Raw genomic sequence first — 26,635 nt, 5'->3', positions numbered from 1 at the left:
CGATTGGAAGTGAACCTGGCCCCGGTCTTGGGTGCATGACAAACGGGTGGTTTGATCGGTGTTCTTGGGAAGGGCGGATAAGTGAACCTGACCCCGTTTTGGCGAGTGAACCTGACCCCGCCTTGGCGCTGATGCTTTAGTGCCGGCGCAACATTCAACGGTTGCATTTGTACATTGCCACTGCCGCAATTTTAAAAGGGGATGAACTTGTCGAACTTGCATCCGGAAATCGATTTTCAGCACGTACTTAAAGAGCTTTCAGTAAACCGAAACGATCCTTGCGAAATAGTGCGAGAGTTGGTTTCTAACTCTTACGATGCCAAGGCCACTGAAATTCGTCTTGGGGTCGTCAGTAGTAAAAAGGGAATTTGTTTCTTCGACAATGGGATGGGTTTGGATCGCTCTAAGAAGATCAATGGCATCACTCCATACGAAGCATTCTTCTCAATCGGAAAATCTACCAAGGTCAAAGGTGATGGTGGTGTCGGTTATAAATGTCAAGGCTCCAAGCTATGTTTTGCCGCCTCCCGGGTTATGGTAATCACGAAGACGGCTGAGGAGTCTAATTGGCTATGCAAAATAGTTGAGAATCCGCGCAATACCCTTTCGCCAGCCTTTGACATTACGCCTGAAGTTACGGTTGATCCTGCCTCGACTTTGCTTAATTTTTTTGTCGGTGCCGACGCGCAGGGGAAAAAAGTTATTGGGTCATTCGATTCGAATTTCTTCGCTGAGTGTAATTCGGGTACGCTCGTCGCGGTCATGGATTTGGATGCGGAAGGATTCAATAAGTATTTTGTCATTGGGGCGTCCTCCGAGAAATCGTATCTCTACAATTACATTCGACATTACACGCGCCACGGAGATACCGCATATATTACTAAGGCTGAGGGGTTCTCGGCGTCTGACGTTAAGCAGGTTTCCGCTGGGCGAAAAGGTATCACCTTTCATTTGTGGGCAAACGATGCATATGTCGATGTTCCCTATGGATTCCCTTATCTTGCAGGTGAGGTCGACAAAGATGTCAAAGATCCACTTGAAGTGGCACGATTGAGGGATGGACGATTTTCCGCGCGATCTGCGAAAAGAATTGTTTATGCGGGACAATCATACGCTTTCATATTGACTGTAGACGGAAATAGACGTGCGCACGATGGCTACGAGCATCTTGATCGAAAGGGTGCCTCTAAGTCTGGTGTTCGACTCGCGGATCAGCGTGGGGTTTGGGTGTCGGCAAACGGCATTAAAATTTCTCGTTTCAACGAGATCCTTGCTCGAACAGAGCTCGACTCCTATTCGGTCTTAGCTGATGCGGAAAGTTCGAGTCATTATCATTTGGTTATTGATGGTGATTTCGAGCTTGTCACAAACCGAAACGCAGTTAGTCGATCTTCGACATCTGCTCTAGATGATTCCACTTTTGTCACAGGAAAAACGGGGTCAGGTTCACTTACACCCGTTTGAATCGCGACGTGGCGGTCTGTGTGCAGGCCTGATGCCGGCAAAGCGTTGAGTCTTCGCTTCGACCATGGCGCGGAAGTCGTCTCGACCCAAGGCACGTTGCTGTTGGAGATAGGTTCGGATGACCATCAGGTCATCGTCGGGCAGGGCCTCGCGCAGAAGCAGGCGGTAGGCCTCGCTGCGGGCTTCGGGTCCAGAGGCGAGGGCGGTGTAGGCCGGATGGGGCGTCAGCATGGCATCCGAACGGCGGCCGCAGTGGGCGGGGCAACTCGACCATGGATATTCGGCCGGATCATCCGTCATGCGCGCGCGGACCGGATTGAGGTCGATGTATCGCTGGCAGTGCAGGACGTAGCTTTCGCTGTCGACCAGGCTGGCCTTGTAGCGGCCTTCCCATAAGGTGCCAGTCCGCCGATGGCGGGCATTGAACTGGCCAACGTAACCGCGTCCGAGTTTCTGCATCAGGCGGCCGATCGCACCGATGGCTGGCGGTGATAGCAACAGGTGGACGTGGTTGTCCATCAGCACGTAGGCGTGCAGCTTGCAGCCCGTGTCGAGCAGTGCCTCGCGCAGCAGCGTGAGGTAACGTCGCCGGTCGTCGTCATCCAGAAAGCAGGGCAGGCGGTTGTTGCCGCGCTGGACGATGTGTTGCGGAATGCCGGGCAGGTCGAGTCGTGGTTGTCTGGCCATTGCCCGAGGATCGGCGCAAGCACGCCGCCGCGATAGCATCCTCAGGAGCTTTGCATCGTGGGAGTTGGTCTGAATTTCCTGTCGGAAAGTGAACCTGACCCCGTTCGGCTTCCCGTCAGCCGCGCAGGCCGCCCTCGCCGGCGGCCTGCGCGGCGATCTCCCGCAGCGCGCGTTCAAACACTTCCGGCGGCTGTCCGCCCGAGATCAGGTGCGTGCCGTCGACGATGGTGGCGGGCACGGAGTGGACACCGGCTTCCTGGTAGCGCCGTTCCTGCGCGCGCACTTCGTCGGCGTATTCGCCGCTGTCCAGCACGCGGCGTGCTTCGCCGGCATCGAGGCCGGCGTCCCCGGCGATGCGGACGAGTACCTCGCGGTCGGAGACGTTCTCGCCGTCGCTGAAGTAGGCGCGCAGCAGCGCCTGCTTCAGCGCCAGCGCGCGTGCGTTGTCCTGCAATTCGGCCCAGTGCAGCAGCCGGTGCGCGTCGAAGGTATTCCAGACACGGCTGCCGCGATGCACGTTGTAGGCGAAGCCGAGCGCCGCGGCGCGCTCGCGGATCGCCGCACGGTTGGCGTCCATCCGCACCTCGTCGATGCCGTACTTGCGCATGATGTGTTCGCCCGCGTCCTCGCCTGCGGGCGCCATCTGCGGATTCAGTTCGAATGGCTGCAGGTGGATGTCCGCGTGCACCTCGCCATCGAGCCTGGCCAGCGCCTGTTGCAGGCTGGCGAGCCCGACCGCGCACCAGGGGCAGGCGACGTCGGAGACGAAATCGATGCGGAGCGTGGCAGGGGAAGTCATGGGCGATCCAGTGCAGGTTCGAATGCCCATGATGTGGAGGCGCCGGCGCGCATCTCAATCGTGCGGGCTGCCGGCGCCGGCCGGCCTCACTCGAACGATCCGGTCTGCACCGCACCCGCGCGGACGTAACGAGTGGTCAATACACCGGTGGGTGAGGTCTTCGACGCTTCGAGCCGGAACGCCGCGGCCTGCGCGCGGTCGTCGAACAGGCGCTTGCCGTGGCCGAGCAGAACCGGGTGGATCAGCAGGCGCAGTTCGTCGACCAGGTCGGTGGCCAGCAGCTGGTGCACCAGTTCGCTGCTGCCCTGGGTGACCAGGTCGGGGCCGTCGCTACGCTTGAGCTCGCGCACGGCGGCGACGACGTCCGGCCCCAGGGAATGGCTGTACGCCCATTCGAGCGTGTCGGGATGATGGGTGGCGACGTGCTTGGCGGTGCCGTTGAACATGGCCGCGATGCCGTGGTGCGGCGCATCCTCCGGCACCTCCGGCCAGTACGCGGCGAAGATGTCGTAGGTGCGGCGACCGAGCAGCAGCTCGAACGGGTTCGAGAACACGCCGCCCATCACCTCGCCGGAGTCGTCGGCATGGGGCCAGACCCAGCCGCCATGGACGAAGCCGCCGCTGGTGTCTTCCTCCGGGCCGCCGGGCGCCTGCATGACGCCGTCGAGGCTGATGAACGCGGGGACGATGAGCTTGCGCATGCGGGAGCTCCGGTGCGGATCGACTTGTCCGCCTGTCTTTCCGACGAATGGATCAGTGGGAAATCGGCCGGGGGAGAACCGGTGCGGCGCCGCGGTCGATGCGTCGGAAAAGGTCGCCTCAATATTCGCCGTAACGTCCCTGCACGGATTTCAGCAGCGCCTGCGAGTCGTAGCCGATGCCATCCTTGAACACGGTTTCGACGTGTTCGATGTCGTCGATGTGCTGCGAGGGATCACCTTTCACCACGACGAGATCGGCGTCCTTGCCTGCGGCGATCGAGCCGATGCGATCCTGCAGGCCGAGATACCACGCGCCGTTGTAGCTGGCGATGTGGATTGCCTGTTCGGGGCTGAAGCCTTCCTCGACCAGCAGCTCCACTTCACGCAGGTCGCCAAAGCCGGGAACGACGCCGCCGTTGCCGGTGGGGTCGGGGCCGGCCAGCAGCAGGCCGCCCGCGGCGACGAACTCGCGTTCCATCGCCATGCCGTGGCGGAACGTGATGCTGCGCTGCTGCGCCTGCTCCGGCGGCAGCGCGTCGGTGCGCGCACGCAGCAACAGGTAGTCGTGCTTCGCTTCCGGGCTGAGCGTAGCCATCGCCTGCGGCCACAGCGGTGCGTGGTGCGGCACCATCTGTTCGAACACCGGCAGGGTGGAGGTGATGGCGACGTGGTGCGCCACGAGGTCGTGGATCAGGCTTTTCGCGTCGCTGCCCTCGGGGTCCATCGCATGCAGCGTGTCGAGACCGTCGGAGGCGGTGCACTTGTCCGGCGCCTTGCCGGGATCGTGCTCGGTGTTGACGAAGAAACCGTGTTCGAGGTCGTCGATGCCAGCCTCGGCGGCTTCCCGGTAGGTGACTGCGCAGAGGTGCCCGGTAATCTTCAACCCACGACGATGCGCCTCGTCCACCGCAGCCTGCAGTTCGGCACGGGTGATGTTCATGTAGGCCTTGAACGAGGTCACGCCCTGTTTTGCCCAGAACGCCACCGTCTCCTTCGCGTCTTGCGGGTCGCGGATGGGGTGCATCTGGATGAAGTACGAACCCGCGCCTTCCAGGTACGGCCCGGTCACGTCCATGTGCGGGCCGGGCAGCTCGCCCTTGTCGATGGCGTGCTTGAGATTGAGGTCGGTGTACGGCTCGACGCTGCCGGTGGTACGCAAGGTGGTGACGCCCATGGCGAGGTAGAGCCGCGGCGCGGAGAACGCCATCTCCGGCACGATCAGCGGCGGCTCGCTGTGCAGCTTGCCGTCCTGCTCGCCGAGGTTGGGCCGCGCGACGTAGAACAGGTGGTCGTGCATGCCGACCAGGCCCGGGAACACGGTGTGGCCGGAAAGATCGATGCGCTTGGCATCGGCGGGTATCGGCAGGCCGTCGGCGCCCACCGCGGCGATCTTGCCGTGCTCGATCAGCAGGGTCTGGTTCGCGCGTGCGGGCGCGCCGCTGCCGTCGATCACGCGCACGTGCAACAGCGCGACGACGGGGGCATCCGTCCGGACATACGGCTGCACGGTTTTTCCAGGCAGCGCGGCCGGCGGCAGCACGATGGGTGCGAGATCGCGGGTCGCGGCGCCAGCCGCGCCCGCACCGATCAACAAGGCTGCCGCAAGCGCTGTCGTACGTCGCATGGCTCCCCTCCCATCAGCGTGGCTGCTTGAACATCCGGACCCTGGTTCCGCCAGTCACTGTAGCACCGCGGGAAAAAGCGCCTGGGACAATGCCTGACGATGGATGAGGAGCGGAACAGCAGACCGAGCCTTGTTCGAGGGTGCGCTGCCCGATGGCTGGTGGTGGAGATTCGCAGCTACCTGCAGCAGCAGAAGGTGCCGGGATCGGATCGATTCCGCGCCTGGGTCGAGACAACACGGGACGCCTCGCGGCGGCCCGACCACTCGGCAGGTCAACGCGGTACTGGCATTGCCCAGGTACCTTGTGCGCTCAGCCTTCGGTCGCGTAATGCATGTACATCGACTGGATGCCGACCCGGCCCGGCCCGGTGAAGCGATTGAGGATCAGGTTCATGCCACCGAACAAGCCGCTGGTCAGGCGATCCACCCGCGTCTCCATCTTCACCGAGGCATCCTTGTACAACCAGCCACCTGGCTCGATGTCGATCGACTCGCCTGCTGCCAGCACTTTCTCGAACACGTTGCCATAGCCGTGCAACCACAGGATGCCGTCGCCAGCGTGGCTGTGGAACTTGTCGATGAAGAAACCGGTGCCGCCGAACATCATGTTGGCCACGCCCTTAACCCGCTCGAAGCTGTAGTCGATGCTGCCGGTGGCGGCCAGGAACTGGTGTTCACGCACATGCAATTCGCGGCCCTTTTCCATGTGCATCGCCAGGATGTGGCCCGCACCGTCGCGGCTGAATGCAATCATGCCGTCGCCACTGGCTTCGGTCACAAATACCTGCATGCCGGCCACCATGCGTTTCAGCGCGCCACGCATCGCCTTCAGACCAATGTTCACCGTGGGGTGCTTCCACAGCAGGATGTGATGCTCGAAGTAGACCGGCGCATGCGACACATCGATGGTGAGCACCGGCACCAGTTCGCCACCGATGTGATAGGTGACGCCGCCGAACGTTTCGGATTCGGCGCTGCTGGGCATCAATCTGGGCAACTCGGCCACGGGCTTTCCTTATTGGGTTGGTGGGTGAAACTCGGTCGCAGGCCGGTCAGCATATCGCCGACGGGTCTGTCGCAGCGCACGCTGCCAACGTGGCCGAGTCGAACCATTGCCCCTGGCGCCTTTTGCCTGTTCGGTCGGAAGTGCCTTGACCATGGTGGCGTGTATCGGGTTGCGGTCAGGCATTGACGCCTGCCTGCCGGCTGGCGCGGCACGACAAATTGTCGATCGACCGCGGCATGCCTTTGGCTCAATATTCCTCCGCGGCCTGTACTGCCGTTTTGTAGCTATCGATTGTCAAAAGGATTCCCATGCCTTACTCAATGAACCAGGTGGCCTTGTACCTCAACCTCGCTGCCGCGCGGGTCAAGGCGGATGGCGATCTCCGCTATCTGATGGGGCCGGGGGCGCCAACGATCAGTGGTGGCGGCAATCTGCAGGAGACACAGATACTCTTCGTGCGCGACGCCCTGTGGGTCGCCAACAACGATGATGCCGATACCCTGTTGCAGAAGGCCATTCTCGACAAGCTGAAGATCGGTACGCCCGAGGCACTTATCGAGCATGTCGAGGCCTGCCAGACACGCGTCTTCAAGCGCATGAAACTCGGCGCGAAGGAGATTTTCGTGCCGCCCGGTTCGCCCGCGGAAATCCTGCTTGCCGAACTCGCCGGCCTCGACGATGCCGGGAAAAAGCGTGACTTGACCTATCCAGCCGCCCTCGGCGCCCCGCCCGCTGCCGGCAAAGGGCCCGTCGGCTACGCGCTGAAGTCACCAGGAACGGGCGAGGGGCCGGCTGTCTCGGGCATCGTTTTTGTCACCGGCAACTACGAAGGTGTTGCGGGTTCGGGGGACAACGAGCACGCCGAGCAGAAGCTGCTCGCGGCCTTGAGCCGGGTGCCCGACAGTGTTCGTGGCACGCTGGCGCTGTATGGCTGCAAGCGGCAATGCAGCGTTTGCAAAGGCGTGTTCGACAAGGCGATCCCGAAAGTCGCGTTGTCCTATCGCTACCTCAATTGCCGCGCCCACGACGACCCCGTGATCGAAAATTACCAAGCGCAGGCGCATCCCTCAGGGATCAAGGCGCTGGATGTGGATCGGTACTTTCCGGCGTAGTTCTTGTGGAACAAAACGGGGTCAGGTTCCCTGGGTGCAGTCCTGCTTTCACGGGATCAGAAACCCTGTCCGCTCGACAGCCCGTCGTGGTCGGCCCAGAACACTTCGACAGCATCCACATCCAGCAATCCCCACCAAAACGTGCCCAGTCGCAGCCAGCCGGTGCGGATGCGATGGATGCTGTCGTCGTAGACGCGCATGCGCACGATCAACTGGTTTCTGCTCGTGGTCAACGCAACCATGATCGGCGGGTAGGGTGGGAAGGGCAGGACGCTGTAATCCAGCATTTTCAGGCTGTTGTGTTCGGCCCAGCGATTGACCATGGTGCGGGTACGATAAAACCACCAGGTGGTGTAGAGGATGATTCCGGCGATCAGAACGATCCAGATCTTCACATCCATCGGGACTTCCCTTGATGCGCGACCATCCCTGCGATAGTCGCGGAAGCTCGCAACGATAGCGCAACCGAGCGACTGGAATGCCTGCTTGGGCGATGCATCAGAGGTGGACAAGCGGTGAGGGGATCGAATGACGCGCGTATTTTCCGTGCGCTGGCAGTTGCCGTACACTGCCGCACATGCAAGCGGCACTGCCGCTTTTTCGAGGGGACGCATGCATCATCAAGAGCGCCTGGCCTTGTACAGACAGTACATGGCCACGAAGGGTATCGATCCAAAAATTTCCACGCCGGGGATCTGGGAATTCCTGTGGCAGCAAGGTCTCGAAATTCCCCCACCTCCGTTCATCAATCCCGTCGTCATGGCCCTGGTCTATATCCCATTGGGTCTGGCTTTTCCGCTCGTTTTGGGCGTGGCCTTCATGGTGTTCGGGCCTGGCCATAGATTCTATTTTCCGCCTTGGAAAGTGGTCGAGGCGTTGATGGTGGGATGTGGCTTGTTCATGGGGCTTGGCAGTCCCATTTATTACCGCAGCTTGGCCCGTCGATGCGGGTTGGGCGCGTGGTCGACCTTCATCGGACACCCGCAGCGTCCGCTGCCTTGAACGTCACCTTCCGCAGGCAGCCGAACGCTCGTTGCCCTCGCGCGAAGTCCACTGATCTTCATGGACGTCCATGTCCTCCACCCGGGCGTCCAGTTTTTTGCCAGCGGCGGGTTGCGCTCAGATCGCCAGCCACACGTAGCAGTAGAGCGTGTTGTTGTCCTTGGCGTTGCGCCCTGCGCCGTCGACGTCGTGCATCCGCCCGCTGAATCGGTTGAAGTAGGTGTATTGCAGGCCTAGCCTCACGTTGGCCCAGGGCTGACGCCACGAGGTGGATTGCCCGAACGGGCTGTAGTCGAGCTCGATGCTTTCGCCTTTGGTGTTTGGCAAGCCGTCGTTGCCATAGAGCGTGACGTCCCTGCTGCCGTTGTAGGCGAACGACGCCAGGGTCACGCCGTAGGTGTGGCGGTACCAGTAGCTGCCCTTGAGGTTGAACGATTGCAGGGTGTCGTGCAGGTGGTCCGAGCCGCCGCTGCCCCAGGTGGCGTCCAGCTTCTGGCTCTCGTGGACGTACAGCCCGTCGATGGTGATGGCGTTGTCGCCATTGACGTAGATGTAGCTGGAATCCACGCCGACATCGCGGAACCGATCCGTCGGCCCGGGCAGTGCCACCGCGTCACCGGCCGCGTTGGTGCCGACCTGTCCGCGGCGCATGTTCAGCATGAAGCCGCCGACCGAGAAACTGCCGATGGGCAGGTTCCAGGTGTAGGCCAGGCGCGCATACGGCGCGATCCCGCTCAGGCGACCGTCGTAGCCGGCGTTGACGTGCCGCAGGAAGGCCGGCGACAGCGAACGGTAGCCGCCGGCTTCCAGGTACCAGGCGCCGTCGAGCTGCGTGTAGGCGGTGGCGCCGATCACCTGTGCAGCCAGGCCGCCGAGCAGCATCGGCTGGGCCGGTGCACCGGGTGCCAGGTCGGCCGACATGTACGGGTACCTCCACGCCGGTGCGGTGTTGAACACGTCGCTGACGGTGGGGTTGTTGTTGAGCGAGACACCCCAGATGCCGCTGTGGCTGCCATGGCTGAACATGCGCGCATAGCGCCAGTCCATGTTGTCCCAACCGAGCAGGCCGCCGTTCTCGGAGTAGGTCGCCTGGGCGAACACGCCCATGTGCTCGCTCAGTCGCCCGGCCAGGAACACCGAGGTCTGTTGCAGTTCGGTATTGTTGTTGGTGCCGAAGCCCTTGGCCGGCGCTTCCGTCTGGGCTTTCTGCGTGTGCGTGAACGACTCCACCAGCATCGCCGAGAGCGGCACGTCGGTCTGGTCACCGACCTTCATGGTATAGCCCATCAGCTTGAACTGGCGTCCGAACTGGGTGAGCTCCGGCCCGAAGCCGCCCACATGGCAAGCCACGCACGGCTGCTGGGTCTGCCGCGCATACGAGGGCACCGCCAGAGTCATGGTGGGCGCGCCCCACAACCCCGCAAGCACGATCAAGGCTGTCCAGCGTGGCGCTCGACGCATGGCAGCAGACCAACCCCGAATCAGGCTGTTCCGGCGAGTGTTCATGTGCATGCTCCCCACGACTCCAGTGTGATGACTGGATACGGGCGCAGTCTTGAACCGGGGGATGCCCCGCATATTGATTTCAGTCAACAGTGCCGGCGCGACACTGGAGCGGAATGCCGCAGGCTGGCGATACCAATACCGATACCGGATTGGGTCGGTGATGGCAGGGTTTGCCTCACTTGCCTGCAGTTGCGCATCACATCGACTGCCTGTGTTGCGCCGCCTGCCCCATGCAAGTCGGTCATGGGGTCGGGCAGAGTGGGTTTGGCGCCGAGTGGAGCCAGTTCAGCGTGCGTCACGAGGTACCGATGGGGCGGCGTCGTCGACCGTCGCAGCCGGTCGATCTTTCCACGGGCGCTCAGCGCACCAGCGGCCACGGCGCCAGCGCGATCAGCCACAGGAGCAGCGCGATGGCGGCGTACTTGAAGCCGCGGAAAAGTCTGGGGTGTTTCTGCTTGAAGACCTTGCTGCGCGCGCGGCGGCGTTGGCTGAACGAATACACGCGGTTGACGAAACCGGCCTGCTCGGTGGCCGACTCCATGTTCGGCGAGCGGGTGATGCGGCCCATGAAGGCGCTCACGCGGCGGTTGATCGCCTGCATCCAGCGGAATTTCAGCGGGCGCTCGACGTCGGCGAAGAAGATCACGCGCGGCTGGTCGGTCTTGTTTTCCACCCAGTGCACGTAGGTTTCGTCGAACACCACGTCCTTGCCGTCGCCCCAGGCGTGTTCCTCGCCGTCGACGAAGATGGCGCAGTCGCGGGAGTTGGGGGTGACCAGGCCGAGGTGGTAGCGCAGCGAACCCGCGAACGGGTCGCGGTGGGGATTCAGCCGGCTGTGCGGCGCGAGCACGGTGAACATGGCGGCCTTGACGCTGGGCACCGACTGCACCAGCGCCACCGTCTGCGGGCACAGCCTGGCCGCCGAGGGCAGCGGCTCGCCGTACCAGGTGAGGCGGAAGCGCGTCCAGCCCTGGCGGAAGAAACTCGCGAAGCTCGCATCGTCGGCCTTGGCCGAGGCGCGGATGTGGCCATCGCCAGAGAGCGCCAGCGCCTCGTCGCGGATGACCTTCCAGTTGGCCTGGAACAGGTCCAGTTGCGGGAAGCCGCGCCGATCCATGATTGGCCGCGACTTGACCCGGGAGCAGGCGTACATCAGGAGGTTGTAGGGCGCGAAGACGGCCGAGTGGTCGACCAGCTGGCGGTCGAAGCGCAGCTTGAAGCGGCCGCGCAGGTGCACCAGGAGCACGCACAGCACGAACAGGGCAAGCAGGAGGAGCAGGACGAGGCGGGGAGTCATGGGGTTAAGTGGGTGGCGAGCGAACGATGGGATTGAGCGGCGACGAAATTGTTGGCCTTGAGCAAGTCAGGCTACGGAACCCGTTTCATCGGAGTCGAGCCTGTCGGTTTTGCACGTACCGCAAAGGACTGGTCCATACCAAACAAAACGTTTGTCGGTCTCGTAGGCCTGCCGCTGCTCCTCGGGTGTGAAGATGAATGGCCGAGTGCACACCGAGCACTTGCACCGGATGCCCCTCGTATTGCGTTGCGTTGCGATCATGCGGGCCGCCATTTCGCTGGCTGGCCGCGCTCCACTTTGATCAATCGACCTGATTAGCGACAAGGCTCAGCTGAAAAACCGTTCGTGCTGAGCGTAGCTTGCGACAGCAAGCGAAGTCGAAGCGCACGCACGCGGCCACCCTTCGACTTCGGCCCTGCGGGCCTACGCTCAGGGTGAACGGTGAGGTGTCGACGGCTGTGTTTCATTGCTGATCAGGTCGATCGATGAAGACGCCAGATGCGGGGTTGGTGGCCACGTCTTGGCCATTCTACGCCACACGCGAGAGCGTACCCCCTCACCCCAGCCCTCTCCCCCAAGCTGTGCTTGGGGGAGAGGGAGACAGGCGGCACGCTCTTCCCACGTCCCGAGTGACTCGCCGCATCCGCGGCTCGCCCTGCGGGCCATCGGCTGCGCCGATGTTCGCTCCGGCTCCTGCCTGCGCAGCCCGAGTCCCGCCCCTACAACGCCTCCGACGCGAAGTCCGCCAGCCGCGAACGCTCGCCGCGGCGCAGGGTGACGTGGGCGGAGTGCTCCCAGTCCTTGAAGCGATCCACCGCGTAGGTGAGGCCGGAGGTGGTTTCGGTGAGGTAGGGCGTGTCGATCTGCTCCACGTTGCCCAGGCACACGATCTTGGTGCCGGGGCCGGCGCGGGTGATCAGGGTCTTCATCTGCTTGGGCGTGAGGTTCTGCGCCTCGTCGATGATGAGGTAGCGCGACAGGAAGGTGCGCCCGCGCATGAAGTTCAGCGAGCGGATCTTGATGCGCGAGGCGAGCAGGTCGTTGGTGGCCGCCCGGCCCCAGCTGCCGCCTTCCTCGGGGTTGGCGAGCACTTCGAGGTTGTCGGTGAGCGCGCCCATCCACGGCGTCATTTTTTCTTCCTCGGTACCGGGCAGGAAGCCGATGTCCTCGCCCACGCTCACCGTGACGCGGGTCATGATGATCTCGCGGTAGCGCTGCTGGTCCATCACCTGGGCAAGGCCGGCGGCGAGCGCGAGCAGGGTCTTGCCGGTGCCGGCGGTGCCGAGCAGGGTGACGAAGTCGATGTCGGGATCCATCAGCGCGTTCAGCGCGAAGTTCTGCTCGCGGTTGCGCGCGGCGATGCCCCACACGTGGTGGTTGGCGTGGCTGTGGTCGTCCTGCAGCACCAGCGTGGCCTGCGTCTCGTCGAGCCGCTGCACGCGCAGCTCCACGCCGCCCTCGCCGGGCAGGTAGAGGTTCTGGTTGGGGTACCAGTCCTCGTCCTCGTGGCGGTCGAGTTTGTACCAGGTGCGGCCGCGCTCGTTCCAGGAAGTGACTTCCGGGTGCTTGGCCCAGAAGCCTTCGTCCAGCGCGGCCGAGCCGGTGTAGAGCAGGGCGAAATCGTCCAGCGCGCGGTCGTTCTCGTAGTCCTCCGCGTCGATGCCGTAGATCTTGGCCTTGATGCGCAGGTTGATGTCCTTGCTGACCAGCACCACGGCGCGATCCGGGTTCTGGTCGCGCAGCTCGATCACCGCGGCGAGGATGAGATTGTCGGCCTTGCCGTGGTTGGCGCTGGTGCGCTGCTGGAAATACAGCCGGCCCACCGCGCCGCCGCGCTTGAGCTTGATGCCTTGCGGGTTGGCCAGCTCCAGTCCGTTGGAAATGCCGTGGCCATTGCCGCGCACGATCAGCTCGTTCAGGAAACGGCTGACCTGGCGGCCGTTGCGCGAGACTTCCGAGCCGCCTTTCTTCTTGTCGTCCAGTTCCTCCAGCACCGTCATCGGAATGAACACGTCGTGTTCCTCGAAGCGGAACAGTGAGGTGGGGTCGTGCAGCAGCACGTTGGTGTCCAGCACGTAGATGCGCTTGCTGTCGCTCATGCGGGGTGATCCTTGCGGTGGACGGTCAGTGGGCGGGGATGGCGTCGAGCACGGCCTGCGCATGGCCGGCGACCTTCACGCCGCGCCACTGGGCGGCAAGCTTGCCGGTCGGGTCGAGCAGGAAGGTGCTGCGCACCACGCCCAGGTGGCGCTTGCCGTAGAGCACTTTCTCGTGGATCACGTCGAAGGCCTGGCACCAGGTTTCGTCGGTGTCGGACACCAGCGGAAAGGGCAGCGCCTGCTTCGCGGCGAAGCGGGCGTGCGAGGCGGGCGGGTCGCGCGAGACGCCGACGATCTCGGCATGGCGTGCGCGGAACAGCGGGTGCAGGTCGCGGAAGTCCTGCGCCTCGGTGGTGCAGCCTGGCGTGGCGTCCTTCGGGTAGAAATACAGCACCACCCATTGGCCCTTGAAATCGGCGAGCCTGAGCGTGCCGCCGTCACCGGTGGCGCCGACGAGTGTGGGAACCTTTTTTCCGATCTCTGGCATGGTGTCTCCCGCGACCCGGGATGGGTACGGCCAGAGACTAGCGCGGCAGAGGCGATGCAGACAGCCTTGTGCGCCGCCATGCAAAACGGCAAGCTAGAACTTCACCGGGTCCATGATCGCGTCGAGGTTCAGCCCGTCGCACAGTTCCAGGAAATCGTCGCGCAAGGCGGCGATATGCACGTCGGCAGGTATGCCGATGGTGAACTGGGCCTGGAACATCTCCGCGCCGGTCTGCATGGCGTGGTAACGGGTGGAGTGCAGTTGCTCCACGCTGATGGCTTGCTGGCTGAAGAACTCCACGATGCGCGCCACGATACCGGGGCGGTCGGCGGAGATGATTTCCACCAGGTAGGGCAACAGGTGCGCATTGGGCTCGCGCGGCGCGGTGCGATAGTGCGCCAGGCGCAGATTGCCGTCGCGCGCCAGCTTGTTCAGCGCCGTTTCCAGCTTGGCCAGCGCGTCCCAGGCGCCGCAGGCCAGCAGCATCACGGAAACTTCGTTGCCGATGGTGGAAACGCGCGCTTCGGCGAGGTTGCAGCCGGCGTCATGGATGCGCCGGGCCAGGGCATCCAGCGGCATGAGGCTGGCCGTGGTCAGCGCGTGGATCAGCAATTGGTTGTCGTTGCCGGAGCGGGCGGTAGCGGATGGCGTGGATTTCAATGGGGTGGCCTGTGCCGGAACCCGCGCAGCGCGGGCATCGCGCCAGCGAGCTTACTTGCCGCTCCGGCGAGCCCGCAAGTAACATGCAGGGCTCGATTCCCATGCGGTATCCCTCCTTGGACATTCGCGGAAGCATCTGCGCGCTGGCCACCCCCTTCGCGCCCGACGGCATGCTCGACCTGCCGGCCTTTGCGCGCCTCATCGACCATCAGCTCGCCGGCGGTACGCAGGCGCTGGTGGTGGCCGGTTCCACCGGCGAGGCGCACATGCTGGAGCACGCCGAGTTCGAGCAGTTGCTGGCCTTCGCGGTGGAGCACGTCGCTGGCCGCGTGCCGGTGGTCGCCGGCACCGGCGAGGCGGGCACCGCGAAGACCGTGGCGCTCACCCGTCGCGCCGGGGCGCTGGGCGCCGATGCCGCGCTGGTGGTAACGCCGTATTACGTGCGGCCCACCCAGGAAGGCATGCGTCGCCATTTCCTTGAAGTCGCCGAGCATGGCGGCCTGCCGGTGATCCTCTACAACGTGCCCAGCCGCACCGCCTGCGACCTCTTGCCGGAGACGGTGGCCCAGCTCGCCGCGCACCCGGCCATCGTCGGCATCAAGGAAGCGCGCAATGATGTCGAGCGCATCCATGCGCTGGCGGAACTTGCACGCGCGGATTTCGTCTATCTCTCCGGCGACGATGGCACGGCCGGGCAGGCCATGCTGGCGGGCGCGGCCGGCACCGTGTCGGTGGTGGCCAACCTGGCGCCCCGGGCGTTCCGCGCGCTGTGCGACGCGGCCACCGGTGGCGATCACGCTGCCACCACGCGTTGCACTGGCGTGCTGGCGCCGCTGGTGCAGGCGCTCAATTGCGCGCCCAATCCGATTGCGGTGAAGGCGGGGTTGCCTGAGCTGGGGCTGGGTTCGGCGCGGCCACGGCTGCCGTTGGTGGAGTTGGCCGAGGGGCCGGATCGTGCGCACCTGCGCGAGGCGCTCGCCGCTCTGGCATCCTTGGCGCACGCCGCCTGATCGAAAACCACGGCAACTGGCCGTATCCGAAACATTCCACGGAAATCCCCCGCATGAAGAAATCCTCGTTCCTCGTGACCCTGCCGGCGCTGGCGCTGGCGGGACTGCTCCTGTCCGGTTGCGGCATGTTCCGCACCACCAAGGCGTGGGAAACCGCCAAGCAGGAGTCTCCGCTGGAAATTCCGCCGGGCATGGATACGCCGCCGGCCAACGATGCCCTGGTGATCCCGCCGCCCGGTAACCAGCAGCAGGCCGCGCCCAGTGACAAGCAGATTTCCGATGGCTTCGTGGTGGCCGGCGATGTCGATACCGCCTACGCCAAGCTGGGCCAGGTGCTTGCCAGCGGCAGTCTGGGACAGGTTGCCGCGCATGACGACGCCGCGCACAGCTACACGGTCAACGTGGTCGGCGGCGAGTTGCCGGCGGCCAAGCCGGGCTTCTTTGGCCGCCTGTTTCATCACCATCCCAAGCCGCAGGCCAGTCGTGACGGCGGTACGCACGCGGTGTCGATCAGCGTGAGCGCCAGTGGCGACAAGGCCAGCGAAGTGCGCGCGCAAGGCGATGCCGGCGCCGTGGCCAAGACCGTCGATCAGCTTAAGCAGCGCATGGGCGGCTGAACATGCTGCGCACCGCGCACGAAGATGCCGCCCCAGGGCGGCATTTTTGTGTGCGGTTCCGTCCTGGTTGCAGCTGTGCCGAATCCTGGCCCCTAGCGCTCCAGCAACGGCAGTTTGTCCGGTCGGCCGTCCCACGCCTTGGCATCGGGCGGGGCGTCCTTGCGTTCGGTGATGACCGGCCAGGCCTTGGCCAGCTCCGCGTTCAGCGCCACGAAGTTTTCCTGCCCCGCCGGCACGTCATCCTCCGGGTAGATGGCATTGGCCGGGCACTCCGGCTCGCACAGCGTGCAGTCGATGCACTCGTCCGGGTCGATGGCGAGGAAGTTCGGGCCCTCGTGGAACGCATCCACCGGGCACACTTCCACGCAGTCGGTGTACTTGCACTTGATGCAGTTGTCGGTGACGACGAAGGTCATGGGCGAGGCTCGTGCAGAAGACTTTGCAAGTATGACCTCAAGACCGGCTCGTTGCGAAGCGCACAGGCACCGCGCAACCCTTCGACTTCGGCGCTGCGCATCGACGCTCAGGGCGAACGGCCGCGGCGAAGTGTGCGGCGAACAAGCAAAAAGCCCGCAGCATGCGCTTGCGGGCTCTTCGTAAGCAGTGCGGCCATGGATGGCCGCTGGTAATGCTTGAGGGGCGTCGAAGCGGAGGGCTTGCCAGCCCGCTCATCCATACGGCGATTCCGGACGAATCGCATCAGTAATGGAGTGCGACCATGGATAGCCGCAGGTGATGCCTGAGAAGCGCCGAGGCAGATGGTTTGCCAGCCTGCCCGTTCAAGCAGCGATTCCGGATGAATCGCATCAATAAATGGCGCTCCCAACGAGGTTCGAACTCGTGTTCCCGCCTTGAGAGGGCGGTGTCCTGGGCCACTAGACGATGGGAGCGGGTGTCGCGAAGCGCGCTAGTATAGCCGAAGCGCCTGGTTCGGCAATGCCCCCGCGATGGCGGTTATCATGAGCGGCTGCAGGCCATCGCGCCGTCATGGCGGCGAAGTGCCACACACGTTATCGCCAAGGACTCCACGCGCTTGAATCCCGCCGCCCGGAACGACGCCAGCCCTGCGCCACGCATCATCGCGCGCGAGCAGCACATCATCTCCCGCAAGAACATCAGCAAGGCCGCGCTGCGCGTGCTGTACCGGCTGCATGAGGCCGGCTACGACGCCTTCCTGGTCGGCGGCGCGGTGCGCGACCTGCTGCTGGGCGGTACGCCCAAGGATTTCGATGTGGCCACCAATGCCACGCCTGACGAGGTGCGGGCGTTGTTCCGCAACTGCCGGCTGATCGGCCGCCGGTTTCGCCTCGCGCACGTGGTGTTCGGCCCCGAGATCATCGAGGTGGCCACGTTCCGCGGCACCGGCGAGGACGAGGAGGCCGAGGGCGAGCGGCGCATCGTGGATGGCCGCATCGTGCGCGACAACGTCTGGGGCAGCATCGAGGAAGACGCCGTGCGCCGCGACTTCCGCGTCAACGCGATGTACTACGACATCAGCGATTTCTCGGTGCGCGACTACGTGGGCGGCATGCAGGATCTGGAAGACCGCGTACTGCGCCTGATCGGCGAGCCGGACACGCGCTACCGCGAAGATCCGGTGCGCATGCTGCGCGCGGTGCGCCTGGCGGCCAAGCTGGGCTTTCGCATCGACGAGCCGGCCGCCGCGCCGTTCGACGAGTTGGGGTCGCTGCTGGCCGAGGCCGCGCCGGCGCGCCTGTTCGACGAGGCGCTGAAGATGTTCCTCGCCGGGCACGGCCTCGACAGCTTCCGCCTGTTCGAGCAGTGCGGCCTGATGAAGTTCATGCTGCCGGCTACCGCGCGCGCGCTGCGGCGCGGCGACGAGGGCTTGCGCGCGCTGGTGGAGCAGGGGCTGGCCAATACCGATGCGCGGGTGCTGGACGGCAAGTCGGTGACGCCGGCCTTCCTGTTTGCGGTGCTCTTGTGGGGCGAGGTGCGCGACCTGGCGCATGGCTGGATCGCGCAGGGCGTGGATGCCAACGAGGCCTGGCCGCGCGCCGCGCAGCGCGTGGTGGGCGAGCAGTGCCAGCGCGTGGCGATCCCGCGCCGCTTCACCTTCGCCATGGAGGAGATCTGGTCGCTGCAGCCGCGCTTCGAACAGGTGCAGCGCAAGAAGGTGCTGCGCCTGCTGGCGCACCCGCGCTTCCGCGCCGCGTTCGATTTCCTGCTGCTGCGCGCGCACGAGTCGCCGGCGATGCGCGAGCTGGGACGCTGGTGGGAGCACGCGCAGCAACTGCCGCACGACGTGCTGGCGGCGGCACTGCCCACCCAGGGCGGCAGCGTCGAGCCCGACGTGGCGATGCCCACGGCACCCCCTCCGCGCCGGCGTCGCCGCCGCAAACCGGCGACCCGGAGCAAGCCGGCGTGAGCCTGGCCTACGTCGCGCTGGGCAGCAACCTTGGCGAGCCGCGACAACGGATACTTGATGCGATGGCCGCGCTGGACGCCCTGCCGCGCACGCGCGTCCTGCTGCGTTCGCACCTGTATCGCACGCCGCCCTGGGGTGTGCTGGAGCAGCCGGCCTTCGTCAATGCGGTGGTGCAATTGGAGACCGCGCTCGCGCCGCACGCCCTACTCGATGCCTTGCTCATGCTCGAACAGGCGGCTGGTCGCGTGCGCGGCGTGCGCAACGGCCCGCGCACGCTGGATCTGGACCTGCTGCACATGGACGACGTGCAACTAGATGACGCGCGGCTGAGCCTGCCGCACCCGCGCATCGCCGAGCGCGCCTTCGTGCTGCTGCCGCTGGCCGACGTCGCGTCCGAGCTGGTGCTGCCGGGCCAGGGGCGCGTGCACGAACTGCTGGCCCGGGTGGACACGCAAGGCTGCGAACGACTGGCCGAATGATGCGGCGCAGCGGATAATCCCCCGACATCCGTTTCGAGGCCGCAGCGTGTACGTGGATTCCGCCAAGCTACCAGTCCGCAAACCGGTCACCGTGCCCGGCCTGCACGCGATGAAGGCCGCCGGCCAGCGCATCGCGATGCTCACCGCCTACGACTACAGCTTCGCCATGCAGCTGGAGTTCGCCGGCATCGACATCGCCTTGGTCGGCGATTCGCTGGGCATGGTGGTGCAGGGCCACAAGAGCACCCTGCCGGTGAGCCTCGACGACATGGTCTATCACACGCGGGCCGTGGCGCGCGGCTTGTCCGCCACGCTGCTGGTGGCCGACTTGCCGTTCATGGCCGACCGCGACCTGCCGCACGTGCTGGCGGCCGGTGCGCGGCTGGTGGGCGAGGCCGGCGCGGCGATGGTGAAGATCGAAGGCGCCGCGCCGCATATCCTGGAGGCGATCGCCGCGCTCGACGCGCGCGCGATCCCGGTGTGTGCGCATCTTGGCCTCACCCCGCAGTCGGTGCACAAGTTCGGCGGTTTCCGCATCCAGGGGCGCGAGCAGAGCGCGGCCGAGCGCGTGCTGGCCGAGGCGCACGCGGTGCAGGCGGCCGGCGCCAGCCTGCTGGTGATGGAAGGCGTGCCCAGCACGCTGGGCGCGCAGGTCAGCCGCGCGCTGGCGATTCCGGTCATCGGCATCGGTGCCGGCCCGGATTGCGACGGCCAGGTGCTGGTGATCCACGACATGCTGGGCATCACCCCGGGCAAACGGCCCAAGTTCAGCAAGGATTTCCTCGCCGGCCGCGGCTCGGTGGCGGCAGCCATCGCGGCCTATGCCGAGGACGTGCGCAGCGGCGCCTTTCCGGCGCCCGAGCACGGCTTCAACTGACGGACGCGCGCCATGCAGACCTTGCAAGACGTCCCGGCGCTGCGCGCCGCCATCCGCGGCTGGCGCGGCAAGGGCCAGACCGTGGGGCTGGTGCCGACCATGGGCAACCTGCACGCGGGGCATTACTCGCTCATCAAGCTGGCGCGCGCGCGCTGTGACCGCGTCGTGGCCAGCGTCTTCGTCAACCCCACCCAGTTCGGCCCGAACGAGGATTTCGAACGCTACCCGCGCACGCTGGCGCAGGATCAGGCCGGGCTGGCAGAGCACGGCTGCGACCTGCTGTTCGCCCCCGAGGTGGCCACCATCTATCCTTTCGGCGCCGCGCACAGCGTGAGCATCCGCGTGCCGGTGGTGAGCGAAACGCTGGAAGGCGCGCACCGTCCCGGCCACTTCGACGGCGTGGCCACCGTGGTGTGCAAGCTGTTCAACCTGGTGCAGCCCGACGTGGCCGTGTTCGGCCAGAAGGACTACCAGCAGCTCAAGGTGATCGAGCGCATGGTGCGTGACCTTGCCCTGCCGGTGAAGGTGATGGGCGCGCCGATCCAGCGCGCCGAGGACGGCCTCGCGCTCAGCTCGCGCAACCAGTACCTCAGCGCCGCCGAGCGCGCGCAGGCGCCGCTCATCCGGCAGACCCTGCAGCAGATGCGCGAGCTCCTGGCCAAGGGCCACGCCTGGCGGGTGATCGAGCAGGCGGCGGCGTCCAGGCTGGATCGCGCCGGTTTTGTCACCGACTACGCCGCGATCCGCCGCGCCGAGGATCTGGCCGAACCGGCCGATGGCGAGCGCGCTGGCCTGGTGGCGCTGGTCGCGGCCCGCCTCGGAACGACGCGCCTGATCGACAACTTGTTGTTCGATTAGGCTATTTGTCCACTGGTATGCCGCGTGATGTTGCGGCGCAATGCCTGCGGTTCGATAATGTGCCGCTCACCCCGCCGTTCCCGCAGGAAACCGCAGTCATGCAACTCAACATGTTCAAGGCGAAGATCCATCGCGCCACCGTCAGCCACGCCGAGCTGCACTACGAAGGTTCGATCGCGATCGACGGCAACCTGCTGGATGCGGCGGGCATCCGCGAGTACGAGCAGATCCACGCCTGGAACGTCAACAGCGGCCAGCGCTTCGTCACCTACGCCCTGCGCGCCGAAGAGGGCTCGGGCATCATCTCGGTGAACGGCAGCGCCGCGCGCAGCGCCGAGGTGGGCGACATCATCATCATCGCCGCCTTCGCCGTGGTGGACGAAAAGGAGCTGGCGCAATTCCAGCCCACCTGCGTCTACGTGGATGCGAACAACCGCGTCAGCCACACCAATCGTTCCATCCCCAAGCAGATGGCGGCGGCGTAAGCCGTTCCGCCTCGCCGCCGCCCGCTTGTGGGCGCTGGGGCCTTCACCGGAAACCTTGCCGCCCGTCCGCCGGCCCCTGCCGCCGTCGTGCAGTGAGCGTTTCGATCAAAGCGCCGGCAGCACCGCGCCTTTGTACTTCGCTTCGATGAACCGGCGGATCGCCGGGCTGGTCAGTGCCTTGGCCAGCTTCTGCACGCGTGGGTCGTGCTGGTTGTCGGCGCGACCCACCAGGTAGTTCACGTAGGGCGAGTCGCTGCTTTCGATCAGAAGGGCGTCCCGCACCGGGTTCAGCCCCGCCGCCAGCGCGTAGTTGGTGTTGATGAGCGCCAGATCCACCTCGTCCAGCGTGCGCGGCAGCATCGCCGCTTCCAGCTCCCTGAACTTGAGCTGCCTCGGGTTGATGGCGATCTCCTTCACTGTGGCCAGCGCGGCGGCCGGATTCTTCAGCGTGACGAGGCCGTGCTGCGCGAGCAGGCGCAGCGCGCGGGCCTCGTTGCTGGGGTCGTTGGGCAGCGCCACGGTGGCGCCCACGGGCAACTGATCGATGGTCCTGAACCTGCGCGAGTAGGCGCCGAAGGGTTCGATATGCACGCCGACGATGGGCACGAGCTGGGTGCCGTGCTCGCGGTTGAAGGCATCCAGGTAGGGCCGGGTCTGGAAGTAGTTGAGGTCGACCTGCCTTTCGGCCACCAGCGTGTTCGGCTGCACGTAGTCGGCGAACACCTTGATGTCGAGCTGCACGCCTTCCTTCGCCAGGATGGGCTGCACCTGCCGGAGGATTTCCGCATGCGGTACCGCGGTGGCGGCCACGGACAGGGTGTCGGCATCCGGCTTTGGCGCGGCGCAGCCGGACAGCAGCAACAGGGCGAGCGTGGCGGAGAGGGCGGCGAGCAGCATGCGTTTCATGGGAGGGATCCGGGTGGGGTTCGAGTCTGGACGTCCGTATCGCCGCAGCCAAATGACCGATCAGCCGCGCTTATAACGCGCCACGATGCGGTCGCCGGCCATCTGCAGCCCTTGCACCAGGGCCACCAGCAGGATCACGGTGGCCACCATGTAGTCGGACTGGTAGCTCAGGTAGCCGTAGCGGTAGGCGAGGTCGCCCAGTCCGCCCGCGCCGATCGCGCCGCCCATCGCGGTGCAGCCCACCAGCGCGATGGCGGTGACCGTGGTGCCGGCGACGATGCCGGCGCGCGCCTCGGGCAAGAGCACGTGGCGCACGATCTGCCAGGTACTGGCGCCCATCGCCTGCGCCGCCTCGATCACGCCCTGCTGCACCTCGCGCAGTGCGGTTTCCACCAGCCGCGCGAAGAACGGCGCGGTGCCGATCACCAGCGGCGGGATGGCGCCGCGCACGCCGAGCTTGGTGCCCACCAGCGCGTAGGTGAGCGGCATCAGCACGATCATCAGGATGATGAAGGGCACCGAGCGCAAGATGTTCACGATGATGGAGAGGGCACCGTAGAGTCTGGGGCGTGCGCGCAGCTGGCCCGGCGCGGCGAGGTAGAGCAGCACACCCAGCGGCAGGCCGATGGCCACGGTGAGCGCCAGCGAACCGCCCAGCATCAGCAGGGTGTCGATGCAGGCGCGGCCCAGCTCGCCCCAGTCGTCGATGTGGGGAAACAGCGTCTGCGGCAGCGTGGTCATGCCAACTCCTCGATCTCGATGCCGGCCTCGCGCAGCGCGGCCAACGCGGCGTCGGCGTTCGCGCCTTCCAGCGCCAGCGTGAGCTGGCCGTAGGGCAGGTCCTTGATGCGGTCGATGCGGCCGGCGAGCAGGTTGAAATCCACGCCGCTCTCGCGCATCACCCGGCTCAGCACCGGGCTGAGCGTGGTGGCGCCGCGGAAGGTGAGGCGCAGCTTGCGGCCTGCCACCTGCGCCATTGGCGCCTGCACGCTGGCGACTTCCTCCGGAAGTGCCTCGTTGACGAAGCGCCGGGTGGTGGCGTGTTGCGGGTGCAGGAACACGTCGGCCACCGTGCCGGCCTCCACGATGTGGCCGGCATCCAGCACGGCCACGCGGTCGCACAATCGGCGCACCACGTCCATCTCGTGGGTAATCAGCATGATGGTGAGTTTCAGCTCGCGGTTGATGGTGGCGAGCAGGTCCAGCACCTCGGCGGTAGTCTGCGGATCGAGCGCGCTGGTAGCCTCGTCGCACAGCAGGATCTCCGGCCGGTTGGCCAGTGCGCGGGCGATGCCCACGCGTTGTTTCTGGCCGCCGGAGAGCTGCGAGGGGTATTTCTCCGCATGCTCGGCCAGGCCCACGCGCGCCAGGAGCTCCTCCACGCGGGCGCGGATCGCCGTTCGGTCGCGCTCGCCGGCGAGGCGCAGCGGCAGGGCCACGTTGTCGGCCACCGTCTGCGAGGCGAGCAGGTTGAAGTGCTGGAAGATCATGCCGATGCGTCGCCGCTGCGCGCGCAGGGCCGCCGCGGACAGCGCGGTCAGGTCGGTGTCGCCGATCAGCACGCGGCCGCCGCTGGGCCGCTCCAGCAGGTTGACCAGGCGCAGCAGGGTGGATTTGCCGGCGCCCGAGTGGCCGATGACGCCGAACACCTCGCCGGCGTGGATCTCCAGGCTGCAGGGGTGCAGCGCGGCGACTTCCCGCGCGCCAACGCGGTAGGATTTGTGGACGTCGAGGAAACGGATCACGGCGATGAGGCTGGATGGGCGGTCGGCCATTCTAGCATGTTTGGACTTCCAGACGTCTATTTGAGGATTTTTCATGGGCGCTATCTACGATTTCTCCGTACGCGACATCGACGGCAACGAGCGCTCGCTGGGCGAGTGGCGCGGCAAGCCCCTGCTCATCGTCAACGTGGCCTCGAAGTGCGGTTTTACCCCGCAGTACGCCGGGCTGGAAAAGCTGTGGCGCGAATGGCACGACAAGGGGCTGGTGGTACTGGGTTTCCCCTGCGACCAGTTCGGCCACCAGGAACCGGGCGACGAGGCGGCGATCCGCGAATTCTGCGACACCAGCTTCGGCGTCACCTTTCCGCTGTTCGCCAAGATCGAGGTGAACGGCGAGCGCGCACACCCGCTCTACCAATGGCTCAAGCACGAAGGCAAGGGCATCCTCGGCAGCGAAGCGATCAAGTGGAACTTCACCAAGTTCCTGGTCGATGCCGAGGGCAAGGTGGTGAAACGCTATGCGCCCACTGACACGCCGGAGAAGATCGGGCGTGAGCTGGATCGGCTGCTCGCGGGCTGAGCATCCGTGAATTTTCAACTTCCCGGACCGGCCGTGGCTGGCCGGTCGCGAGCCAGCCGCGCCAGTGATGGATTCACGGCGGCGCGCCCGACGCCGCCCTCGCGACAGCGTCTGGATTTCTGACGGGCGCTGACGGTTTTTCGTGTTCGCGCCATGTCGCCAGCAGGCCCACGATGGCGTCGATGTCGCGCGTGGCGGGCGGCTCGCCTTCCTCATGCACGGTGTTGTTCAGCATGATGGCGAACGCCAGCTGTTCGCCATCGGCGCGGGTGAGGTAGCCGGCAAGGCTGTGCACATGCCGCATGCTGCCGGTCTTGGCCTGCACCTTGTCGGCCGTGGGTGCCTCGCGCAGGCGCCATGCCAGCGTGCCATCCACGCCGGCGACGGGCAGCATGGCGCGTACCGCCGCGCCGTCGGGTTGTGCGGCAAGGTAGCGCAGCAGTTGCACCAGCGCGGTGGGCGTGACCAGATCGCCGCGTGCCAGGCCGGTGCCTTCCTCCAGTTGCACCGTGGCGGGCGCGATGCCGATGCGCTCGAGCAGCAGGTGCAGGGCGTGCAGGCCCCAGGCCTCGCTGCCCGGAAAGCCCGCCGGCGCGCCGGCCTCGCCGGTAGCCGCGGCCTGGGCGTGGACGCCGGCGATCTTGAGCAGATTCTGCAGGTACAGGTTCTGCGAGCGCTTCAGTCCCTGGGTGAGGATCTGCGCCGTCGTGGGTGAGCGCACTTCGGCCAGCGTGCGGGCGTGGTCGAGCAGCGCCGCATCGTCCTGCGGCCAGGCGAGCACACGCAAGCGTCCCTGCAGGCGGACGTGGTGGCGCGCGAGTGCCTCGCGCAGCTCCGTGCCGGCCTGTCGGGCTGGATCGGGGATGGCCAGCCGGTAGGTATGCGCCGGCGTGTCGAGGGCGAGGCCACCGAAGGCGTGCAACGTGGCTTCGCCCGGGGCGCGATAGAAATTGACCTCCTCGGCGGTGCCGGCGGCGGTGGTGAGCAGGCGGCCTTGCAGCGGCGGCGCGGCGATGGCCGGCGCGAAGTCCAGCCGTGCCGGCGCAGCGGCCTCGGCGGCGGGCGTCACTGTCAGCGCCACGATGTTCTCGTGCACGCTGAGCGCGGAGGCCGGCGCGGCGAACCAGCCCAGCAGATCGCTGGCCTCCCAGCCGCTGCCGAGCTGCGGGCCGCTGAAATAGCTGGCGTCGGCGATCAGGTCGCCGCGGATGGCGTGGATGCCGTGCGTGGCCAGTTGCGCAGCCAGATCGTCCGCCCAGTCGGGGTTGGCTTGCGGCGTGCCCAGGGTGGGATCGCCCATGCCGTAGAGCAGCAGCGGGCCGTCCAGACGGCCGTGGCGCAGCGGCGCCGCCGACACCAACCGGGTGGGGATGCGCGCGTCCGCACCCAGCGTGGCCAGCGTCAGCGCGGCGGTGAACAGCTTGGCGGTGGAGGCAGGCTGGGCCAGCTTGTCGGCGCGGTGGGCGTACAGCGTGCGCCCGTTGTCCAGCGACAGCACGGCGATGCCCCAGTCGGCGTGGGCGTAGCGTGGCTGATCGATCACCGCGTCGATGCGGCTGGCCAGCGTGGCGGTTTGCGGCGACATGGCCGTCGCCACGGCGGCAACGGGCAAGCACAGGGCGAACAGCAGGGCGAGGCGTTTCATCGCGGCAGTATTGCGCAATCGCGCGGGCCGGCAGCGGGGCGGGCGGGGCCGGTGATCGGCTACACTCGCCGACCCGTGCCGGCGCGATGCCGGTGGATTCACCCTTGCCGGAACCCCGCCATGCAGATCGCCGCCAATACCGCCGTTGCCTTCCACTACACCCTCACCGACGACGCCGGCCAGGTCGTCGACAGCTCCGCCGGGCGCGAGCCGCTGACCTACCTGCATGGCCAGGGCCAGATCGTGCCGGGGCTGGAGAAGCAGATGGAAGGCCGCGTGGTGGGCGACAAGTTCGATGCCCACGTGGCGCCGGCCGAAGGCTACGGCGAGTTCCAGGCCGAGTTGGTGCAGCAGGTGCCGCGCGAGGCCTTCCAGGGCGTGGCCGACATCCAGCCGGGCATGCAGTTCCAGGGCCACGGGCCGCAGGGTGTGTTCAATGTCACCGTCACCAAGGTCGAGAACGACGTGGTGCACATCGACGGCAATCACCCGCTGGCTGGCAAGGCGCTGCATTTCGCCATCGAGGTGACCGAGGTGCGCGAAGCCAGCGCCGAGGAACTGGAGCACGGCCATGTGCATGGCGCGGGCGGCCATCACCACTGAGCACGGACACGATCACCGATA

General features: G+C 65.8%; 29 protein-coding genes and 1 tRNA gene. 12 read left to right on the top strand and 18 right to left on the bottom strand.

Annotation, left to right across the window (positions count from 1 at the left end):
- Positions 1–207: 207 nt before the first annotated feature.
- Positions 208–1,464 (top strand): ATP-binding protein, encoded by a 1,257-nt coding sequence (locus tag AC3WQA_RS05305; RefSeq protein WP_492674037.1) that lies wholly within the window; start codon positions 208–210, stop codon positions 1,462–1,464.
- Here the strand turns inward: AC3WQA_RS05305 and AC3WQA_RS05300 are convergent.
- The 5 genes from AC3WQA_RS05300 to AC3WQA_RS05280 all read right to left on the bottom strand — a co-directional run bounded on the left by AC3WQA_RS05300 (position 1,447) and on the right by AC3WQA_RS05280 (position 6,281).
- Positions 1,447–2,151: a transposase gene (locus AC3WQA_RS05300; RefSeq protein ID WP_492676322.1), complete on the bottom strand. Its 705-nt coding sequence runs from the start codon at positions 2,149–2,151 to the stop codon at positions 1,447–1,449. The two genes, AC3WQA_RS05305 and AC3WQA_RS05300, sit on opposite strands and share 18 nt — an antisense overlap.
- Positions 2,152–2,266: 115 nt before the next feature.
- Positions 2,267–2,950: a DsbA family oxidoreductase gene (locus AC3WQA_RS05295; protein ID WP_492674036.1), complete on the bottom strand. Its 684-nt coding sequence runs from the start codon at positions 2,948–2,950 to the stop codon at positions 2,267–2,269.
- A gap of 86 nt (positions 2,951–3,036) precedes the next feature.
- Positions 3,037–3,651, bottom strand: coding sequence for a dihydrofolate reductase family protein (locus AC3WQA_RS05290; RefSeq protein WP_492674035.1), 615 nt, complete (start codon positions 3,649–3,651; stop codon positions 3,037–3,039).
- A gap of 118 nt (positions 3,652–3,769) precedes the next feature.
- A complete protein-coding gene (locus tag AC3WQA_RS05285; protein WP_492674034.1) occupies positions 3,770–5,275 on the bottom strand; it encodes an amidohydrolase family protein in 1,506 nt (501 codons plus the stop codon).
- A 310-nt stretch (positions 5,276–5,585) separates the two neighbouring features.
- Positions 5,586–6,281, bottom strand: a complete 696-nt coding sequence (locus tag AC3WQA_RS05280; protein ID WP_492674033.1) for an AIM24 family protein — start codon at positions 6,279–6,281, stop codon at positions 5,586–5,588.
- Positions 6,282–6,589: 308 nt separating this feature from the next.
- On the opposite strand from AC3WQA_RS05280, the gene AC3WQA_RS05275 reads away from it, so the two are divergent.
- Entirely contained in the window at positions 6,590–7,393 is an 804-nt protein-coding gene (locus tag AC3WQA_RS05275; RefSeq protein ID WP_492674032.1) for a hypothetical protein, read from the top strand.
- Between the two features lie 56 nt (positions 7,394–7,449).
- On the opposite strand, the gene AC3WQA_RS05270 is transcribed toward AC3WQA_RS05275, so the two are convergent.
- Positions 7,450–8,007, bottom strand: coding sequence for a hypothetical protein (locus tag AC3WQA_RS05270; RefSeq protein ID WP_492674031.1), 558 nt, complete (start codon positions 8,005–8,007; stop codon positions 7,450–7,452).
- Here AC3WQA_RS05270 and AC3WQA_RS05265 point away from each other — a divergent pair.
- On the top strand, positions 8,006–8,395 hold the full coding sequence (locus AC3WQA_RS05265; protein ID WP_492674030.1) for a DUF6404 family protein: 390 nt from the start codon (positions 8,006–8,008) through the stop codon (positions 8,393–8,395). The two genes, AC3WQA_RS05270 and AC3WQA_RS05265, sit on opposite strands and share 2 nt — an antisense overlap.
- 117 nt (positions 8,396–8,512) lie before the next feature.
- Here AC3WQA_RS05265 and AC3WQA_RS05260 read toward each other — a convergent pair whose 3' ends face one another.
- The 6 genes from AC3WQA_RS05260 to AC3WQA_RS05235 all read right to left on the bottom strand — a co-directional run bounded on the left by AC3WQA_RS05260 (position 8,513) and on the right by AC3WQA_RS05235 (position 14,396).
- Entirely contained in the window at positions 8,513–9,901 is a 1,389-nt protein-coding gene (locus tag AC3WQA_RS05260; protein WP_492674029.1) for a cytochrome C, read from the bottom strand.
- A 358-nt stretch (positions 9,902–10,259) separates the two neighbouring features.
- Positions 10,260–11,198: an aspartyl/asparaginyl beta-hydroxylase domain-containing protein gene (locus tag AC3WQA_RS05255; RefSeq protein ID WP_492674028.1), complete on the bottom strand. Its 939-nt coding sequence runs from the start codon at positions 11,196–11,198 to the stop codon at positions 10,260–10,262.
- A gap of 66 nt (positions 11,199–11,264) precedes the next feature.
- Complete coding sequence (locus AC3WQA_RS05250; protein WP_492674027.1) at positions 11,265–11,459, bottom strand: zinc-ribbon domain containing protein; 195 nt, start codon at positions 11,457–11,459, stop codon at positions 11,265–11,267.
- Positions 11,460–11,917: 458 nt separating this feature from the next.
- Complete coding sequence (locus AC3WQA_RS05245; protein ID WP_492674026.1) at positions 11,918–13,297, bottom strand: PhoH family protein; 1,380 nt, start codon at positions 13,295–13,297, stop codon at positions 11,918–11,920.
- Positions 13,298–13,322: 25 nt separating this feature from the next.
- The gene (locus AC3WQA_RS05240) at positions 13,323–13,784 is read right to left on the bottom strand and encodes a peroxiredoxin (RefSeq protein WP_492674025.1); all 462 of its coding nucleotides are present in this window, start codon (positions 13,782–13,784) and stop codon (positions 13,323–13,325) included.
- Between the two features lie 93 nt (positions 13,785–13,877).
- Entirely contained in the window at positions 13,878–14,396 is a 519-nt protein-coding gene (locus AC3WQA_RS05235) for a glycine cleavage system transcriptional repressor (RefSeq protein ID WP_492676321.1), read from the bottom strand.
- 164 nt (positions 14,397–14,560) lie between these two features.
- On the opposite strand from AC3WQA_RS05235, the gene dapA reads away from it, so the two are divergent.
- Together dapA and AC3WQA_RS05225 are read left to right on the top strand one after the other, a co-directional pair.
- Positions 14,561–15,454: a 4-hydroxy-tetrahydrodipicolinate synthase gene (gene dapA / locus AC3WQA_RS05230; protein ID WP_492674024.1), complete on the top strand. Its 894-nt coding sequence runs from the start codon at positions 14,561–14,563 to the stop codon at positions 15,452–15,454.
- Between the two features lie 53 nt (positions 15,455–15,507).
- On the top strand, positions 15,508–16,071 hold the full coding sequence (locus AC3WQA_RS05225) for a hypothetical protein (RefSeq protein WP_492674023.1): 564 nt from the start codon (positions 15,508–15,510) through the stop codon (positions 16,069–16,071).
- Between the two features lie 92 nt (positions 16,072–16,163).
- Here the strand turns inward: AC3WQA_RS05225 and fdxA are convergent, their stop codons facing one another.
- Both fdxA and AC3WQA_RS05215 read right to left on the bottom strand, forming a co-directional pair.
- Complete coding sequence (gene fdxA / locus AC3WQA_RS05220; protein ID WP_492674022.1) at positions 16,164–16,487, bottom strand: ferredoxin FdxA; 324 nt, start codon at positions 16,485–16,487, stop codon at positions 16,164–16,166.
- Positions 16,488–16,885: 398 nt separating this feature from the next.
- Positions 16,886–16,961, bottom strand: a tRNA-Glu gene (locus tag AC3WQA_RS05215).
- A 143-nt stretch (positions 16,962–17,104) separates the two neighbouring features.
- Between AC3WQA_RS05215 and pcnB the strand changes: the two genes are divergently transcribed.
- The 5 genes from pcnB (at position 17,105) to panD (ending at position 21,156) form a co-directional block, all read left to right on the top strand.
- Positions 17,105–18,457: a polynucleotide adenylyltransferase PcnB gene (gene pcnB / locus AC3WQA_RS05210; RefSeq protein ID WP_492674021.1), complete on the top strand. Its 1,353-nt coding sequence runs from the start codon at positions 17,105–17,107 to the stop codon at positions 18,455–18,457.
- Positions 18,454–18,936 carry a 2-amino-4-hydroxy-6-hydroxymethyldihydropteridine diphosphokinase gene (gene folK, locus AC3WQA_RS05205; protein WP_492674020.1) on the top strand — a complete coding sequence of 161 codons (483 nt, stop codon included), beginning with the start codon at positions 18,454–18,456 and terminating at the stop codon, positions 18,934–18,936. The genes pcnB and folK overlap by 4 nt, the downstream gene beginning before the upstream one ends.
- 46 nt (positions 18,937–18,982) lie before the next feature.
- Entirely contained in the window at positions 18,983–19,813 is an 831-nt protein-coding gene (gene panB / locus AC3WQA_RS05200; RefSeq protein ID WP_492674019.1) for a 3-methyl-2-oxobutanoate hydroxymethyltransferase, read from the top strand.
- 12 nt (positions 19,814–19,825) lie between these two features.
- The gene (panC, locus tag AC3WQA_RS05195) at positions 19,826–20,671 is read left to right on the top strand and encodes a pantoate--beta-alanine ligase (RefSeq protein ID WP_492674018.1); all 846 of its coding nucleotides are present in this window, start codon (positions 19,826–19,828) and stop codon (positions 20,669–20,671) included.
- 98 nt (positions 20,672–20,769) lie between these two features.
- Positions 20,770–21,156 carry an aspartate 1-decarboxylase gene (gene panD, locus AC3WQA_RS05190; RefSeq protein WP_492674017.1) on the top strand — a complete coding sequence of 129 codons (387 nt, stop codon included), beginning with the start codon at positions 20,770–20,772 and terminating at the stop codon, positions 21,154–21,156.
- A gap of 105 nt (positions 21,157–21,261) precedes the next feature.
- Here the strand turns inward: panD and AC3WQA_RS05185 are convergent, their stop codons facing one another.
- From AC3WQA_RS05185 to AC3WQA_RS05175, 3 genes are read right to left on the bottom strand one after another with little or no spacing between them, the layout of a single operon-like run.
- Positions 21,262–22,062, bottom strand: coding sequence for a MetQ/NlpA family ABC transporter substrate-binding protein (locus AC3WQA_RS05185; protein WP_492674016.1), 801 nt, complete (start codon positions 22,060–22,062; stop codon positions 21,262–21,264).
- Positions 22,063–22,122: 60 nt separating this feature from the next.
- A complete protein-coding gene (locus tag AC3WQA_RS05180) occupies positions 22,123–22,803 on the bottom strand; it encodes a methionine ABC transporter permease (protein ID WP_492674015.1) in 681 nt (226 codons plus the stop codon).
- A complete protein-coding gene (locus AC3WQA_RS05175; RefSeq protein WP_492676320.1) occupies positions 22,800–23,807 on the bottom strand; it encodes a methionine ABC transporter ATP-binding protein in 1,008 nt (335 codons plus the stop codon). The genes AC3WQA_RS05180 and AC3WQA_RS05175 overlap by 4 nt, the downstream gene beginning before the upstream one ends.
- A gap of 73 nt (positions 23,808–23,880) precedes the next feature.
- Between AC3WQA_RS05175 and AC3WQA_RS05170 the strand changes: the two genes are divergently transcribed.
- Positions 23,881–24,366 (top strand): glutathione peroxidase, encoded by a 486-nt coding sequence (locus AC3WQA_RS05170; protein ID WP_492674014.1) that lies wholly within the window; start codon positions 23,881–23,883, stop codon positions 24,364–24,366.
- Between the two features lie 73 nt (positions 24,367–24,439).
- Here the strand turns inward: AC3WQA_RS05170 and dacB are convergent, their stop codons facing one another.
- Positions 24,440–26,011: a D-alanyl-D-alanine carboxypeptidase/D-alanyl-D-alanine endopeptidase gene (gene dacB / locus AC3WQA_RS05165; protein ID WP_492674013.1), complete on the bottom strand. Its 1,572-nt coding sequence runs from the start codon at positions 26,009–26,011 to the stop codon at positions 24,440–24,442.
- Positions 26,012–26,131: 120 nt separating this feature from the next.
- On the opposite strand from dacB, the gene AC3WQA_RS05160 reads away from it, so the two are divergent.
- The gene (locus tag AC3WQA_RS05160) at positions 26,132–26,614 is read left to right on the top strand and encodes an FKBP-type peptidyl-prolyl cis-trans isomerase (protein WP_492674012.1); all 483 of its coding nucleotides are present in this window, start codon (positions 26,132–26,134) and stop codon (positions 26,612–26,614) included.
- The last annotated feature ends 21 nt before the right edge of the window (positions 26,615–26,635 follow it).

Source organism: Rhodanobacter sp. FW106-PBR-R2A-2-24, from assembly GCF_058789615.1.
Note: the sequence above shows the minus strand (reverse complement) of the source record. Positions and strands in the feature narration are given on the sequence as shown.

What these genes read in the sequence shown, in the direction of transcription:
- AC3WQA_RS05225 (WP_492674023.1), top strand. Translation starts at nt 15,508, where the DNA reads ATGAAGAAATCCTCGTTCCTCGTGACCCTGCCGGCGCTGGCGCTGGCG.
- AC3WQA_RS05250 (WP_492674027.1), bottom strand. Translation starts at nt 11,459, where the DNA reads ATGATCGCAACGCAACGCAATACGAGGGGCATCCGGTGCAAGTGCTCG.
- AC3WQA_RS05185 (WP_492674016.1), bottom strand. Translation starts at nt 22,062, where the DNA reads ATGAAACGCATGCTGCTCGCCGCCCTCTCCGCCACGCTCGCCCTGTTG.
- AC3WQA_RS05245 (WP_492674026.1), bottom strand. Translation starts at nt 13,297, where the DNA reads ATGAGCGACAGCAAGCGCATCTACGTGCTGGACACCAACGTGCTGCTG.
- AC3WQA_RS05260 (WP_492674029.1), bottom strand. Translation starts at nt 9,901, where the DNA reads ATGAACACTCGCCGGAACAGCCTGATTCGGGGTTGGTCTGCTGCCATG.
- AC3WQA_RS05290 (WP_492674035.1), bottom strand. Translation starts at nt 3,651, where the DNA reads ATGCGCAAGCTCATCGTCCCCGCGTTCATCAGCCTCGACGGCGTCATG.
- AC3WQA_RS05240 (WP_492674025.1), bottom strand. Translation starts at nt 13,784, where the DNA reads ATGCCAGAGATCGGAAAAAAGGTTCCCACACTCGTCGGCGCCACCGGT.
- AC3WQA_RS05170 (WP_492674014.1), top strand. Translation starts at nt 23,881, where the DNA reads ATGGGCGCTATCTACGATTTCTCCGTACGCGACATCGACGGCAACGAG.
- AC3WQA_RS05160 (WP_492674012.1), top strand. Translation starts at nt 26,132, where the DNA reads ATGCAGATCGCCGCCAATACCGCCGTTGCCTTCCACTACACCCTCACC.
- AC3WQA_RS05255 (WP_492674028.1), bottom strand. Translation starts at nt 11,198, where the DNA reads ATGACTCCCCGCCTCGTCCTGCTCCTCCTGCTTGCCCTGTTCGTGCTG.
- AC3WQA_RS05300 (WP_492676322.1), bottom strand. Translation starts at nt 2,151, where the DNA reads ATGGCCAGACAACCACGACTCGACCTGCCCGGCATTCCGCAACACATC.
- AC3WQA_RS05270 (WP_492674031.1), bottom strand. Translation starts at nt 8,007, where the DNA reads ATGCGTCCCCTCGAAAAAGCGGCAGTGCCGCTTGCATGTGCGGCAGTG.
- AC3WQA_RS05180 (WP_492674015.1), bottom strand. Translation starts at nt 22,803, where the DNA reads ATGACCACGCTGCCGCAGACGCTGTTTCCCCACATCGACGACTGGGGC.
- panD (WP_492674017.1), top strand. Translation starts at nt 20,770, where the DNA reads ATGCAACTCAACATGTTCAAGGCGAAGATCCATCGCGCCACCGTCAGC.
- AC3WQA_RS05275 (WP_492674032.1), top strand. Translation starts at nt 6,590, where the DNA reads ATGCCTTACTCAATGAACCAGGTGGCCTTGTACCTCAACCTCGCTGCC.
- panC (WP_492674018.1), top strand. Translation starts at nt 19,826, where the DNA reads ATGCAGACCTTGCAAGACGTCCCGGCGCTGCGCGCCGCCATCCGCGGC.
- AC3WQA_RS05295 (WP_492674036.1), bottom strand. Translation starts at nt 2,950, where the DNA reads ATGACTTCCCCTGCCACGCTCCGCATCGATTTCGTCTCCGACGTCGCC.
- fdxA (WP_492674022.1), bottom strand. Translation starts at nt 16,487, where the DNA reads ATGACCTTCGTCGTCACCGACAACTGCATCAAGTGCAAGTACACCGAC.
- AC3WQA_RS05265 (WP_492674030.1), top strand. Translation starts at nt 8,006, where the DNA reads ATGCATCATCAAGAGCGCCTGGCCTTGTACAGACAGTACATGGCCACG.
- AC3WQA_RS05285 (WP_492674034.1), bottom strand. Translation starts at nt 5,275, where the DNA reads ATGCGACGTACGACAGCGCTTGCGGCAGCCTTGTTGATCGGTGCGGGC.
- dacB (WP_492674013.1), bottom strand. Translation starts at nt 26,011, where the DNA reads ATGAAACGCCTCGCCCTGCTGTTCGCCCTGTGCTTGCCCGTTGCCGCC.